The sequence below is a fragment of the Candidatus Pelagibacter sp. PS_37 genome (genome assembly GCF_059417825.1).
The window spans coordinates 870,099-883,742 of the sequence record NZ_CM182067.1; the positions used below are offsets into that span (position 1 = coordinate 870,099).

Annotated in this window: 14 protein-coding genes; 6 read left to right on the forward strand and 8 right to left on the reverse strand. The window is 29.0% G+C overall.

Annotated features, from left to right (window positions below; translation table 11 throughout):
* Positions 1 to 12 precede the first annotated feature (12 nt).
* Together AC5SL9_RS04680 and AC5SL9_RS04685 are read left to right on the forward strand one after the other, a co-directional pair.
* On the forward strand, positions 13 to 1,143 hold the full coding sequence (locus AC5SL9_RS04680) for a diaminopropionate ammonia-lyase (RefSeq protein WP_236608318.1): 1,131 nt from the start codon (positions 13 to 15) through the stop codon (positions 1,141 to 1,143).
* Between the two features lie 6 nt (positions 1,144 to 1,149).
* The gene (locus tag AC5SL9_RS04685; RefSeq protein ID WP_271615775.1) at positions 1,150 to 2,571 is read left to right on the forward strand and encodes a cryptochrome/photolyase family protein; all 1,422 of its coding nucleotides are present in this window, start codon (positions 1,150 to 1,152) and stop codon (positions 2,569 to 2,571) included.
* On the opposite strand, the gene AC5SL9_RS04690 is transcribed toward AC5SL9_RS04685, so the two are convergent.
* Genes AC5SL9_RS04690 through AC5SL9_RS04725 form a run of 8 tightly spaced genes read right to left on the reverse strand, consistent with a single transcriptional unit; the run spans position 2,568 to position 10,016 of the window.
* A complete protein-coding gene (locus AC5SL9_RS04690) occupies positions 2,568 to 2,987 on the reverse strand; it encodes a secondary thiamine-phosphate synthase enzyme YjbQ (protein WP_006997968.1) in 420 nt (139 codons plus the stop codon). The two genes, AC5SL9_RS04685 and AC5SL9_RS04690, sit on opposite strands and share 4 nt — an antisense overlap.
* Positions 2,984 to 4,042 (reverse strand): cell division protein ZapE, encoded by a 1,059-nt coding sequence (gene zapE / locus AC5SL9_RS04695; protein WP_494573882.1) that lies wholly within the window; start codon positions 4,040 to 4,042, stop codon positions 2,984 to 2,986. Before zapE ends, AC5SL9_RS04690 begins: the two co-directional genes overlap by 4 nt.
* A complete protein-coding gene (locus AC5SL9_RS04700) occupies positions 4,029 to 4,466 on the reverse strand; it encodes a hypothetical protein (protein WP_011282304.1) in 438 nt (145 codons plus the stop codon). The genes zapE and AC5SL9_RS04700 overlap by 14 nt, the downstream gene beginning before the upstream one ends.
* 2 nt (positions 4,467 to 4,468) lie before the next feature.
* Positions 4,469 to 5,767: a PQQ-binding-like beta-propeller repeat protein gene (locus AC5SL9_RS04705; protein ID WP_494573883.1), complete on the reverse strand. Its 1,299-nt coding sequence runs from the start codon at positions 5,765 to 5,767 to the stop codon at positions 4,469 to 4,471.
* Complete coding sequence (locus tag AC5SL9_RS04710) at positions 5,760 to 6,404, reverse strand: hypothetical protein (protein WP_494573884.1); 645 nt, start codon at positions 6,402 to 6,404, stop codon at positions 5,760 to 5,762. Before AC5SL9_RS04710 ends, AC5SL9_RS04705 begins: the two co-directional genes overlap by 8 nt.
* Before the next feature lie 2 nt (positions 6,405 to 6,406).
* Positions 6,407 to 9,076, reverse strand: a complete 2,670-nt coding sequence (gene acnA / locus AC5SL9_RS04715; RefSeq protein WP_494573885.1) for an aconitate hydratase AcnA — start codon at positions 9,074 to 9,076, stop codon at positions 6,407 to 6,409.
* A 5-nt stretch (positions 9,077 to 9,081) separates the two neighbouring features.
* Positions 9,082 to 9,669, reverse strand: coding sequence for a LysE family translocator (locus tag AC5SL9_RS04720; RefSeq protein ID WP_494573886.1), 588 nt, complete (start codon positions 9,667 to 9,669; stop codon positions 9,082 to 9,084).
* Positions 9,670 to 9,674: 5 nt separating this feature from the next.
* Positions 9,675 to 10,016 (reverse strand): tRNA-binding protein, encoded by a 342-nt coding sequence (locus AC5SL9_RS04725; protein WP_271481508.1) that lies wholly within the window; start codon positions 10,014 to 10,016, stop codon positions 9,675 to 9,677.
* Positions 10,017 to 10,043: 27 nt separating this feature from the next.
* On the opposite strand from AC5SL9_RS04725, the gene argE reads away from it, so the two are divergent.
* Genes argE through AC5SL9_RS04745 form a run of 4 tightly spaced genes read left to right on the forward strand, consistent with a single transcriptional unit; the run spans position 10,044 to position 13,633 of the window.
* The gene (gene argE, locus AC5SL9_RS04730) at positions 10,044 to 11,234 is read left to right on the forward strand and encodes an acetylornithine deacetylase (RefSeq protein ID WP_494573887.1); all 1,191 of its coding nucleotides are present in this window, start codon (positions 10,044 to 10,046) and stop codon (positions 11,232 to 11,234) included.
* A gap of 13 nt (positions 11,235 to 11,247) precedes the next feature.
* Positions 11,248 to 12,147, forward strand: a complete 900-nt coding sequence (gene puuE / locus AC5SL9_RS04735; protein ID WP_494573888.1) for an allantoinase PuuE — start codon at positions 11,248 to 11,250, stop codon at positions 12,145 to 12,147.
* Positions 12,148 to 12,149: 2 nt separating this feature from the next.
* Entirely contained in the window at positions 12,150 to 13,139 is a 990-nt protein-coding gene (alc, locus tag AC5SL9_RS04740; protein ID WP_494573889.1) for an allantoicase, read from the forward strand.
* On the forward strand, positions 13,139 to 13,633 hold the full coding sequence (locus tag AC5SL9_RS04745) for an ureidoglycolate lyase (protein WP_494573890.1): 495 nt from the start codon (positions 13,139 to 13,141) through the stop codon (positions 13,631 to 13,633). Before alc ends, AC5SL9_RS04745 begins: the two co-directional genes overlap by 1 nt.
* The last annotated feature ends 11 nt before the right edge of the window (positions 13,634 to 13,644 follow it).

Genomic DNA, 13,644 nt, shown 5'->3' on the forward strand with positions numbered 1-13,644 from the left:
ATGAAATCAATCATGCAGAAAAACCTTTGGTCTATTACATCATTTTTAGAGAATAAAAATTATAAATTTAATAAAGAAAATATATTTACGCAACTTCCAGAAAAATTTATAGATGAAGCAATTAAGGCTATATCTAGTTGGGATAATTATGCCCCCACTCCATTGGTTAAATTAAATAAACTAAATGATGAATTAAAATTTAAAAATATTTACTACAAAGATGAGGATAAACGGTTTGATCTAAAATCTTTTAAAGCTTTAGGTGGAGCTTTTGCTGTTTATAAGATTGCCAGTGAAAAAAAGAATATAACTGTATCAACAGCAACAGCTGGAAATCATGGTCGATCTGTAGCCTGGGGAGCTCAAAGACTTGGATTAAAATGTAAAATATTTATAAGTGAATTTGTTAGTGAATCTAGAGCTGAAGCAATGCGTAAATTGGATGCTGAAGTGATTAGAGTTAAAGGTAATTATGATAATTCATTAAAAGAATGCATAAAACAATCTAAAGAAAATAATTGGGAAATTGTGCAAGATGTGTCTTGGGAAGGTTACAAGGAAGTACCAAAATTAATTATGGCTGGATACACCATAATGATTAAAGAAATTTTAGATGAAGTAAAATCTAATTCAATATCACACGTATTTCTTCAAGCTGGAGTTGGTGGAATGGCTGCAGCAATGATTGCTGGCTTTGCAAAATTATCACAAGATATTCCAAAATTTATTATTGTTGAACCGGAAAATGCAGACTGTGTATTTCAAAGTATTAAGAATAATAAACCCACAAGTGTTGATATTAAAAAGGAAACAGTAATGGGTGGAATGTCATGTGGTGATGTATCAAGTATTGCCTGGGAAATTTTAAAAAATTCTTCAAATTATTGTTTAACTATATCTGATGAAGCAATCTCAACTACTGTAGCATTGCTAGCAGAAAAGCGTTTATCCGATGAAAAAATAATAGCTGGTGAATGTGCGGTCCCAGGTATAATCGCGTTAATAAGCTCATTTAACAATAAAGAATACTTAGATAAGCTAGAGTTAAATGAACAATCAAATGTACTTTTATTTGGTTGTGAAGGTTTAACTGATAGTGCAATGTATCAAAAACTACTAAGTGATGGATTGCAAAAAATCTGAGTAAATATGACAAAAAAAGCCATTGTTTGGATTAGAGAAGATTTTAGAATTGAATATAACGAAGCCTTAGCGACAGCAACTCAAAATCATGAGTATGTAAGTGCTATTTATATATATAACCCAAAAAACTTTGATAAAAAAAGAGAGGCCCAAAAATGGTGGCTGTCTAAATCATTAGAAAATTTAAGTATAGATCTAAAGAAATTAAATATCACATTGGAAGTTCAGTTAGGTGATGAACTAGAGGTATTATCAATTTTAAAAAAGAAAGATGATGTTACTGTTTATTGGAGTAAGGTTTATGAGCCAGATGTAATTAATAAAGGTAAAAAAATAAGAGATCTATTTATTAAGAATGAAATTCAATATAAATATTTTAAAGGAAACATTCTTGTAGAATTTCAAGAAATGACTAAAGACGATGGCACTCCCTATAAAGTATTCACTCCATTTTGGAAAAAAACTGAACAGCACTATATTTCAAAAGCTCCTTCAAAATTAATACGAGTTAAATCAAAAATTAAAAAGATAAACATATTCAAAAATTCAATTTCTATAAAAGAAATTTTGCCTAAAAAAAATTGGCATAAAAAATTTGAGAAATACTGGGACCCATCTGAAAAAGAAGCTAAAAAATATTTACAAGAATTAATAAATAATAAAATTGAGGACTATGGTGACGCACGAGATATTCCAGGTGTTAATGGAACCTCCAAGTTATCTCCTTTCTTAAAATTTGGTCAAATACATGTAGAAACAATTTGGAAGAAATGCCAAGACATTAAAGTTAAAAAAATTGGATATAGAAAGTATATTAATGAATTAGGATGGAGAGAATTTTCTCATAGTTTAATTAATTACTTTCCACAAATGTTAAAAGGTAATCTTAGAAAAGATTTTGACAATTTTCCTTGGGTTAAAAATGATAAATTTCTTAAAGCTTGGAAAGCAGGCATGACAGGATACCCTATTGTAGATGCTGGAATGAGAGAACTATACGAAACAGGATGGATGCACAATAGAGTTCGAATGATTGTTGCTTCTTTTCTTGTTAAGCATTTAAGAATTCATTGGATGGAGGGTGAAAAACATTTTAAAAATTGTTTAGTTGATTATAATGAAGCTAGTAACGTTGCTCAATGGCAATGGGTTGCAGGATGTGGTGCAGATGCAGCTCCCTACTTTAGAATCTTCAATCCTATTCTCCAGGGTGAAAAATTTGACAAAGCTGGGATTTATACAAAAAAGTGGGTTCCTGAACTTAAAAACATGCCTAATAAATTTTTATACAAGCCATGGGAACTTGAAACCAAATACCAAGAACAAATTAAAGTAATTGTTGGTATCAACTATCCAAAACCAATTGTAGATCACGTTGAAGCAAGAAATGCTGCTCTAGATGCTTTTAAAACAATTAAAAAAAGCTAATCTCCTAAATAATGAAGAATAATCAATCTTTTTTGCTTCTCAATTCTGTGCTCAAAAAGATATAAACCCTGCCAGGTACCAAGTAATAACTCATTGTTTTTAACGCTTAAAGAGATTTGATTATTAGTTAACGCAGATTTTATATGTGCAGGCATGTCATCTTTTCCCTCAGCTGTATGGATGTAAAGGGAATTGTCCATAGGTACGAGCTTATTAAAAAAATTTACTAAATCACTCTGAACATCTGGATCAGCATTCTCTTGAATTATTAAAGAAGCACTGGTGTGTTGAATGCTTATATTGATAATTCCATTATTAAATTCATTATCCTTGATCCATTTATTAGTTTCGCTTGTAAATTCATAGAGACTCTGGCCATTAGTACTCAATTCTAAATTAAAAAACTCTTGTCTCATAACTTCGTATACTTAATAGATGTTAATTCATACAATCTACTAATGGTTCTTTTAAATATCTTTTTTAAATCTTCAGAAGAGCTTAATAAATCTAATTGTAGTTGAGAAGTTATCATAAGTGGTATATTTTTTTCATAAAGAATATCAATTAAAGTAATAAATCTTTGTTGTTGATTAGAATTATCACTATTAAAAATTGGAATATTTTCTATAACAATAAAACTGCATACTTCAGTTATTTTAATGTAATCTTCAGCTCCAATATTTTTAGAACATAACTCTTTAAAATCAAAACGTGCTATTCCATTAAAGTAATTCTTAATAGTAAGCTTTCTACCTTTAATACTTAAGATCATTTCTTGATTAGTAAGATTTTTTGTTATTTTTCTAAAAAATTTATTAAGTTTAAAATTAGTTGATTCATTTAATGGATAAAAATATCTTTCATTTCTGTTTTTTACAGACTTTCTATAATCATCTTGGATAATTAATTGTGTCTCGTAAGACCTTTCCTTCATTATTTTAATAAAGGGAAGAAATTGATCTCTTTGTAATCCATCTTTGTAAAGATCATTTATTTTAGTATTTGATGAAAATAAAACTTTAATATTCTCATCAAATATTTTTTTGAATAAGCTACCTAAAATCATAGCATCTACAATATTTGTAACCTGAAACTCATCTAAATAAATTAATTTAGATTTATTTTTTAGTTTTTGAACAAATTTATCTATAATATTTTCTTGTTTATTTTCTTTGTTTTTAAATACAAAGTCATGAAAACTAATCATAAACTCGTTAAAGTGAAATCTTTGTTTAGTTTTATCAAATTTATTATAAAAAAAATTTAGTATCATGGTTTTACCCACACCCACATCTCCTTGTAAATAAAACCCTGTTTTATAATTTTGTTTAGTAAATATTTTTTTTAAAAATGATTTATTAAAGTTTTGATTATAAAATAAATTCAGATCTTCAATTGAGCCTAATTGATTGGAATTAATTTCTAAATTGTTAATTTTACAATAACTAAGAAATAATTTATTTAAATTCATTTGTTGTTTTAAAATCTATACCATATTCTGATCTAGGGCCTTTTCTTAATCCAAATGGACCAGATAAAAATAATGTAAGCGGTCTTGTTCCTGGTTTAAGATCAACTCTGTGTAAATTATTTGCTGATCTAAAACCAATATATCCTGGCGGTCTCCAAAATCTTCCATTTTTTAACGTTTCCCAATACCCCCCTCTTAATATAACAGTTATGTAAGGAAATGTGTGATTATGAACCCCTTCCCCATGATCGTCTGCTAACATTTCATGTAATAAAATATTAAATGGAAACCATTTAGGCCTATGTCTTAATAAAACATAATATCTATTCATCCAGGGTTTAGCTTCATTAAATTTGGGGTGGGAAGGTCCACGATCTAAAACAACTTTTTTTCTTCCTAATTTATCAAGTAACTTAAGAAACATTACTAATTAAATTTAATAATAGAACCGTTGCTTATTAAAAAAAGATTATTTTCATTTATAAATGGCTGCAAAATTTTACTTCCTGAAACTTTTACTACATTCAAAATGTTACCTTCATTACTATTTACAATAATTAATTTTCCGTCACTATTAGTTAAATATATTTTATTCAAAGCTACGATAAAACCAGTAGGTTTTATTTGGTTTCTTTTTTTATCTTTATAGTTTTTATATAAATCGTTAATTCTTATTATATTCCCTGATTTTTTGTCAATAATAAATAAATATCCTTTTTCTGATATGGTTATTATAAGTTTGCCAATAACAACAGGTTTAAGATCTGAGCTAATCTCAGTTTTCCAATTAATTAATCCTGTAGCACTATCAATAGAATAAAATTCATTTTTATTATTAGAGAAAAATATTGTGTTTTCATTGATAACTAATTCTGAATTAGATAATTGAAATGCATTTTGACTAATATTATTATTTTGTGTGGGTAGTTGCCACACCAGTTGACCAGATTTTATATCTACCGCTGTGATGTCTCCAATTGAATTATTAAAATAAATATTTTTATCATCAAGCGCAATTGATATTTGGGTATTTGATTTTGTTAAAGACTCTTCAGTTTTTAAATTCCATATTTCAGATCCATCTTTTATTGATATTGATCTTAGAATATTTTTATAATCGACCACATAAAAAACATCATCTTTTATTTTAATGTTAGAGTTAAAAGGAACTATGTTTGTTTTTGTCCATAATAGCTCTCCTGTATCAATATTAATTGCATAATATTTTGCCACATCATCTGTTACAATTAATATATTATTTTTTAATGCAAAATTTAGTCTTGGCCTAATTTTTTTTTCACTTTTATTGTAAAAATTATTTTTCCATAAAGTTTTTTGGTTTTCATCGTAAAGAGTTATTTCACCTTTGTTGTCATAAAAAACTAAATTATTATTATAAAATAAAGGGCTGGGACTTATAAAATCAAAATCATTAAATTTAGAAAAGTTATATTTTCCAATTTTTTCTAAGACCCCTTCATAAGTTAGTTCGCCAGTATCATTTTGATCATTCAAGCTGTTTTGATTTAGCTTGCCATTTGATATTTTAACATAAAGATTTGAATTAAATTCTTCTTCAGGTCTTATTTGTTTGGTTAAAATAGTTTTGTTATTTTCAATTTGCTGTTGATTTTTGTCATCTTTATTCCAAAAACCTGCTTTTTTACTAGTTGAGCAATTGTTTAAAATTAAGAGGATTAGGACTGATAATAGTACTTTATTCACCAAGGTCTCTGTTTAGTCTCTTTTGTGACTCAGTTTTAATTGTGCTGTTAGCATTAGGTAAAATTATAATTTGGTTAAAAAATTCTTTAGCTTTTTGTTTTTCATCTTTTGAATAAAAAAATTCTGCAAGTAAGTATAATGCATGGGACTTCCAGATACTTTCAGAATTAATTACTGGATTAAGTATTTTCAATAATTCATTTTCACTAACAAAGTCTGAATTTAATAATGCTTTTTTATATATAATCAAATTCTTAATTTCATTATCGAGTTTTGTTTTTTCAATTAACTCATTAAATAATATATTTATCTCATCATTGTTCTCTAATAAATTATTGTCTATTAGATGGTATAAGGCTAATGGAGAATAAGTTGTGTCATTACTTTTTACAACATTAACCATTTCATCAATTGTTTTTTGTTTATTTTCAGGATTAAGATCTATTAATGCTAAGTTGTATTGATTGGCTAATTTAATTTTATTTTTTTCTTTAGAATTTTCAAATGATAGATAGCCAATTATAATTACTAATATTATTGAAATAATTATTATAAGTTTTTTTTTATTATCTATAAAAAAATTCTTTATTCTCTCATTTCTTGCGTTTGTATCTATGATTGTAATTTCTTCGTCCATTTCTATATCATATTCCTTAATACATACTGAAGTATTCCACCATTTTTATAATACTCTAATTCGTTTTTAGTGTCTATTCTACATAGCGTTTTGATCTTTTTAATGTCTCCCGAGGCATATTTTATTTCAACTTGAACATGATCTGATGCATTTATACCCTCTTCAATTTGAAGAACTGTTATCAACTCTGAACCAATTAATTTTAAGTTTACCCTATCGTGTCCTTCGGTAAATTGTAGAGGTAAAACACCCATTCCAATTAAATTAGATCTATGAATTCTTTCAAAACTTTCTGCTATTACAACTTTAACACCTAATAGTTTTGTTCCTTTGGCGGCCCAATCTCTTGACGATCCTGTTCCATATTCTTTTCCACCTATAACAACAAGGTCTGTGCCTCTTTTTTTATATTCCTCTACAGCATTATAAACTGGCATTACTTTTTCTTCTGGATATAATTTTGTAAACCCACCTTCTGTTCCTGGTGCCATTTCATTTCTTATTCTAATATTTGCAAAAGTTCCTCTCATCATTACCTCATGGTTTCCTCTTCTTGATCCATAAGAGTTATAATCTGTTGGAAGTATTTGATGTTCCATAAAATACTCACCTGTTGGGCTTTCTTTTTGAATATTTCCTGCTGGAGAAATATGATCAGTTGTAACCATATCCCCTAAAATCAAAAGTGGTCTTGCATCTTTAATAGGTTTAAAACCCTCAGGTTGATCAGATAAATTTTCAAAAAATGGCGGTTTCTTTACATAAGTTGAACTTGAATCCCAATTGTAAATACTGGTATTTTCAGTTTTAATTTCTTGCCACTGTTTAGGGCCTTCTGAAACATTTGAATATCTTTTAACAAACATCTCTGCATTTAGAGATTCTCTTAATGTGTCTTCAATTTCCTTATTAGATGGCCAAATATCTTTTAAAAATACATCTTTACCATCTTTACTTTTTCCTAAAGGCTCTTTGTATAAATCAAATTCCATGTGACCAGCAAGTGCATAAGCTACTACAAGTGGTGGTGATGCTAAGTAATTAGCTTTTATATGTGGAGAAATTCTTCCTTCAAAATTTCTATTTCCAGATAAAACTGACACAGCGTAGATGTTTTCCTTGTCTATTGCTTTAACAATTTCCTCTGGTAAAGGGCCTGAATTTCCTATGCAAGTCGTGCAACCATATCCAACCAAATTGAAACCAAGTTTATCTAAAAATACATTCAGTCCTGCTTTTGCTAAATAATCTGTAACTACTTGTGAGCCTGGTGCTAATGATGTTTTAACCCAAGGTTTAGTTTCTAAACCAAGTTCAACTGCTTTTTTTGCTAATAACCCAGCGCCAATTAATACATTTGGATTGGATGTATTTGTGCATGAAGTTATAGCTGCAATTAATATTGAGCCATCTTTAATTTCATAATCTGTTCCTGATACTTTTGAAACATGTTGTTCTTTTCTATTAGTTGCATCTTCAAAAACTTTTTTAAATCCAGTAGATGCCTCTGTTAATAAAACTTTATCTTGAGGTCTTTTAGGTCCTGAAATAGTTGGAACAACTGTGGACATATCTAACGATAAGGTGTCAGTAAATTCAACTTGGTCATTAGCCCATAAACCTTGCTCTTTTGCATATTTCTCAACTATATTTACTGTGTTCTCATCTCTACCTGAGAATCTTAAATATTTTAATGTCTCTTCATCAATTGGGAAAAAGCCACATGTTGCACCATATTCTGGTGCCATATTTGCAATTGTTGCTCTATCAGCAAGAGTTAAATTCTTTAAACCTTCTCCATAAAATTCAACAAATTTTCCAACAACACCTTTGTCTCTTAACATTTTTACAACTGTTAAAACTAAATCTGTTGCAGTTGTACCTTCTGGCATTTTATTTTTAACTTCAAATCCTATTACTTCTGGAATTAACATTGAAATTGGCTGACCTAACATTCCAGCTTCAGCTTCTATTCCACCAACACCCCAACCAAGAACTGATAAACCATTAACCATAGTAGTGTGACTATCAGTACCAACTAACGTGTCAGGAAATAAATAGTCCTCGTTTTGAAATTTTTCAGACCAGACTACTTTTGATAAATATTCTAAATTGACCTGGTGACAAATCCCAGTTCCAGGAGGAACAATTCTGAAGTTATTAAAAGCTTGTTGTCCCCATTTTAAAAAAGAATATCTCTCACCATTTCTTTTAAATTCAATATCAACATTTTTTTCAAATGAATCTGAGTTTGCAGATTTATCTACTTGTACAGAGTGATCAATAACTAGATCAACTGCAGAAAGTGGGTTGATTGTATTGGGATCTTTATTTTTTTCTTTAACCGCTTCTCTCATAGCCGCAAGATCAGCAACCGCTGGTATTCCCGTGTAGTCCTGCAACAAAACTCTAGCTGGTCTATAAGCTATCTCAGTTAATGATTTTTTTGTCTTTAGCCATTCTTTAATTGCTTCTATTTGACTTTTAGTAACTGATAGATCGTCCTCGTATCTTAAAAGATTTTCTAACAAAACTTTTAATGACTTTGGAAGTTTTGAAATTCCATCTAAACCGTTCTTTTCTGCTTCTACTAAAGAATAATATTTGTAGTCCCTATCATTAATACTGATAGTTTTTAGGGAGTTATAAGAATTTTGATTTCCTGGTTTCATTTAATTTAGATATAGAACCCTATTATACAAACAATAAGTAGCAAGGACATAGCATAATTAAATCGTTTAATAAAATTATTATTTGTCGCAAAATTCCTTAAAAACTTACCTAAAAAAGCCCATGCTGTAATACTTGTTAGAGCTGTTAAAGAGCAAACGATAATAACTATTAAAGAACTATTTAAGTAATCGTTTTCTAATACAAATTTTGAGATCAATGTAATAGCTGCCATTACTCCTTTAGGGTTTAAAAACTGGAATGTAAAAGTATCGATAAATTTTACTGGATTAATTTTTTTACCCTCTTTGGATGTTTCAGAAAATGAAATTTTATAAGCTAAATATATGAGGAATAAAGTTCCTAATATTCTGATCACTTCCTGGATTAGTGGATATTTAATAAAAGTCGATATCAATACAAAATTGATCAAAATTACTAACACAGTATAACCCAACCAAACTCCCATTATTAATGGAATTGTTTTTTTTATACCAAAATTAAAACCTGAGTAAGAAGCAACAGCATTATTAGGTCCTGGCGTAAAACCTAATGAACAAGAAATTCCTATCAATAAAAATAATTCAGGATGCATAAAGTTTAAGCTATTGGAAGCCCATTCTCTGATTGTTGAGATGGGTGAACTAGTATAACTTTGCCTTCATTATCAATCGAACCTAAAATAAGAACTTGTGAAACTACACCTGCAATATTTTTTTCTGGAAAGTTACAAACACCAATAACTTGTTTACCTTTTAAATTTTCTTCATTGTAATAATGCGTAATTTGTGCGGATGATTGCTTAACACCTATATCTTTTCCAAAATCCACTTCAATTACTAGTGAAGGTTTTCTAGCTTTTTCATTTTTTTTAACTGATATTACGGTGCCTACTCTAATGTCTATTTTATCAAAAATATCATAGGTTATTTGTTCTTTCATAAATTTAATATATAATACAACTATATTATGAGTACAGAAAATAGTTCAGATCAATTATTCAACAACTCTATTAAAATCTTAACTGATTTAATTAGTTTCAAAACTATATCTGGAGAAGACAATAGTTCATTAATTAACTATTGTGATGAAATTCTAAACAAACTAGGCGCTACTTCATTTAAAACTTTTGACGATGAAAAAAAAAGAGTTAATCTTTTTGCTACACTTAAAGCAAAGAAACCTAGTAATAAAAAACCTATAATTTTATCAGGTCATACTGATGTTGTTCCAGTTTCTAAGGGATGGAGTACTGATCCATTTGTTGCAACAATTAAAGATGACAAACTTTTTGGTAGAGGTTCTTGTGATATGAAAGGTTTTATAGCTTGCACATTAGCTTTTGCTCCTATTTATGCAAAAGCTAATTTAGATAGAGATATTCATTTCTCATATACGTTTGATGAAGAAACTGCCTGTATAGGGGCTCCAATTTTAATTGAAGAGTTAAAAAAAAGAGGAGTTAAAGATGGAATTTGTATAATTGGTGAGCCTACTAATATGAAAATAATAGATGCACACAAAGGATGTTACGAATACACAACTTATTTTGAAGGTTTAGCAGGTCATAGTTCTGCTCCACACAAGGGAGTTAGTGCTGTCGAATACGCATCAAGATATGTGAATAAACTAATTGAATTAAGAGAAGAATTAAAAGAAAGATCACCTAAAGACTCTATTTTTGACCCTCCTCACTCTACTTTATCAATTGGAGGGATTTTTGGCGGTATAGCACACAATGTAATAGCGGATAAATGTCATGTGAATTGGGAAACAAGACCTGTCGTCAAAGAAGATGGTGTTTTTTTAAATGCAAAAATAGATAAATATGCAAATGAAATACTTTTACCAGATATGAAAAAAGTTTTTCCTAACGCATCAATTAAAAAAAAAATTATTGGTGAAGTCACTGGTTTTGATAGAGATGAAAAATCGAATGCTTGTGAGTTAGTTTCAAGTTTAACAGGAGACAACACAAGAGAAGTTGTGTCATTTGGAACTGAAGCTGGTTTATTTCAAGAAATAGGAATAAGCACAGTTGTGTGTGGACCAGGCTCGATTGAGCAAGCTCACAAAATTGATGAATTTATAATTCTTGATGAGCTTAAAAAATGTTTAAGCTTGCTGGATGGCATTAAAGAAAAATCTGTAATAAATTAAATTATAATTTTTTATGACAAAAAAAGATACTCGCGATCTAATTGGTTACGGTTCAAATTTACCTAAAGTTGAATGGCCAAACAAAGCACGTATAGCAGTTCAAATAGTCTTAAATTATGAAGAAGGGGCAGAAAATTGTGTTCTTAATGGAGACAAAAATTCAGAAGTTTTTCTGTCAGAAATTATAGGCGCTCAACCTATAAAAGGAAGGCATATGAATATGGAGTCGCTTTATGAATATGGATCAAGAGTAGGTTTTTGGAGACTTCACAATCTTTTTCAAGAAAAAAAAATTCCTATAACTATTTTTGGAGTTGGGATGGCCTTAGAAAAAAACCCTGAAATTTGTAAAGCCATAATAGAAGCTGATTATGAAGTAGCTTCACATGGATGGAGATGGATTGATTATCAAAATATTAAAAAATCAGAAGAAAAAAAACATATGCAGCTTGCTATTAAAGCTCATACTAAAATTTTTGGTAAAAGACCTGATGGTTGGTATACAGGAAGATGTAGTCCAAATACCAGAGATTTAGTTATGGAAGATGGTGGATTTTTATATGACAGTGACTCATATAGCGATGATTTACCATATTGGGAAAGCAGAAATAAAAAAAAACAATTAATCATTCCTTATACTCTTGATAACAATGATATGAGATTTGCAACAAGCCAAGGTTTTAATACTGGCGATCATTTTTATAGTTATCTTAAAGATAGTTTTGATACTTTGTATGAAGAAGGAAGAACAAACCCAAAAATGATGTCTGTTGGACTACACTGTAGAATAATTGGTAAACCTGGTAGAGTTCAATCTTTAAAAAAATTTTTAGATTATATACTAAAACATGAAGATATTTGGATTTGCAAAAGAGTTGATATTGCTAAACATTGGATTAAAAACTATTCCTAAAAATGTCTGAAAAAATAATTTTCACAAATGGATTAATAGACTTGGCTCAGCCCCGATTGGGTTCAAAAGTTATTTATAAAACAGATGATTTTTTTGCCTCAGCCAATAGAATTATAGATCCAGCACCTGCTGTTTTTAAGGAGGGATTGTTTGATAAAAACGGAAAATGGATGGATGGTTGGGAGTCGAGAAGAAAAAGAAATCCAGGACATGATTATTTAATTATTAAATTAGGTAAACCTGGGAAAATTTCGAAAATAGATGTGGACACATCTCATTTCAATGGGAATCAACCATCTATGATTTCTTTAGAGGCCTGTAACTCTAAATCTAATTCGTATAAAAATTTTAGATGGAAAACTTTACTGAATAAAAAAAAAACAAAAGCTAACAGTCATCATTTTTTTAATATCTCTTCTAAATCTACGGTTACTCATATTAAATTTAACATCTTTCCAGATGGAGGAGTTGCTAGATTAAGGCTTTTTGGAAAAATTTCAAAGGACACAATTAACTTGAAAAATAAGACTACAAATTTAACATCTCTTTTAAACGGAGCCTCAGTTATAGCTTGTAATAATGAACATTTTGGAAAAGCTGAAAATATTTTAGCACCTGGTAAAGCAAAAAATATGGGTGATGGATGGGAAACTAGAAGAAGAAGACACAAAGGTTTTGATTGGCTAATATTAAATTCAATTGATGGCAATAAAATTGATAAAATTGAAATATCAACACATCATTTTAAAGGAAATTATCCAAGTCACTGCTCTCTTCAAGCGATTTATATTCCTAACAATAAAACATCTTCTTCAATTATAAAAAATTCTAAGAAGTGGAAAATTCTATTAGATAAAGTTAAATTATCAGCAAATAAGACACATATATTTAAAAACAAATTAATGAAAAATAATAAAATTAATTATGTTAAAATTAATATTTTTCCAGATGGTGGTATTTCAAGATTTAGAATGTTTGGTAAGGTACTTTAATGAAAATTATAATTAAGCCAAAACCAATCACTAAAGAAAATTTCTCTAAGTATGGAGACGTAATTACAACTAAAGATATAAAGCCACTTGAAATTAATAATGGTTATGCAAAAAGATTTGATGGTATAGCAAATTTAGACACGTCAACTGATAATGGAGAAACTACTATTTGTATTTTTTCTGCCTTAAAAAGATCCTTTCCAATGAAAATTGATATGATGGAAAAACATCCTTTAGGAAGTCAAGCTTTTATACCGATGCAAGAAACTACTTTTTTAGTATTAGTTGCACCAAAGGGTGATAAACCAAATGTCGATGAAATTGAGTCCTTCATTGTTCCACCTGATATTGGTGTGAATTATAATCCTGGTATATGGCACTTTCCTTTAATCTCCACTAAAGATATGAATTTTTTAGTCGTAGATAGAAAAGGTTCTGGTGACAATCTTGTGCTTGAAGATTTAAATAAAGAAGAAATATTTCTAAAATACTAAAACCCGCCGCA

Coding starts and splice junctions, on each gene's coding strand:
- AC5SL9_RS04745 (WP_494573890.1), top strand. CDS start 13,139: ATGAAAATTATAATTAAGCCAAAACCAATCACTAAAGAAAATTTCTCT.
- AC5SL9_RS04690 (WP_006997968.1), bottom strand. CDS start 2,987: ATGAGACAAGAGTTTTTTAATTTAGAATTGAGTACTAATGGCCAGAGT.
- puuE (WP_494573888.1), top strand. CDS start 11,248: ATGACAAAAAAAGATACTCGCGATCTAATTGGTTACGGTTCAAATTTA.
- AC5SL9_RS04685 (WP_271615775.1), top strand. CDS start 1,150: ATGACAAAAAAAGCCATTGTTTGGATTAGAGAAGATTTTAGAATTGAA.
- AC5SL9_RS04700 (WP_011282304.1), bottom strand. CDS start 4,466: ATGTTTCTTAAGTTACTTGATAAATTAGGAAGAAAAAAAGTTGTTTTA.
- AC5SL9_RS04725 (WP_271481508.1), bottom strand. CDS start 10,016: ATGAAAGAACAAATAACCTATGATATTTTTGATAAAATAGACATTAGA.
- alc (WP_494573889.1), top strand. CDS start 12,150: ATGTCTGAAAAAATAATTTTCACAAATGGATTAATAGACTTGGCTCAG.
- acnA (WP_494573885.1), bottom strand. CDS start 9,076: ATGAAACCAGGAAATCAAAATTCTTATAACTCCCTAAAAACTATCAGT.
- AC5SL9_RS04720 (WP_494573886.1), bottom strand. CDS start 9,669: ATGCATCCTGAATTATTTTTATTGATAGGAATTTCTTGTTCATTAGGT.
- zapE (WP_494573882.1), bottom strand. CDS start 4,042: ATGAATTTAAATAAATTATTTCTTAGTTATTGTAAAATTAACAATTTA.
- argE (WP_494573887.1), top strand. CDS start 10,044: ATGAGTACAGAAAATAGTTCAGATCAATTATTCAACAACTCTATTAAA.
- AC5SL9_RS04680 (WP_236608318.1), top strand. CDS start 13: ATGCAGAAAAACCTTTGGTCTATTACATCATTTTTAGAGAATAAAAAT.
- AC5SL9_RS04710 (WP_494573884.1), bottom strand. CDS start 6,404: ATGGACGAAGAAATTACAATCATAGATACAAACGCAAGAAATGAGAGA.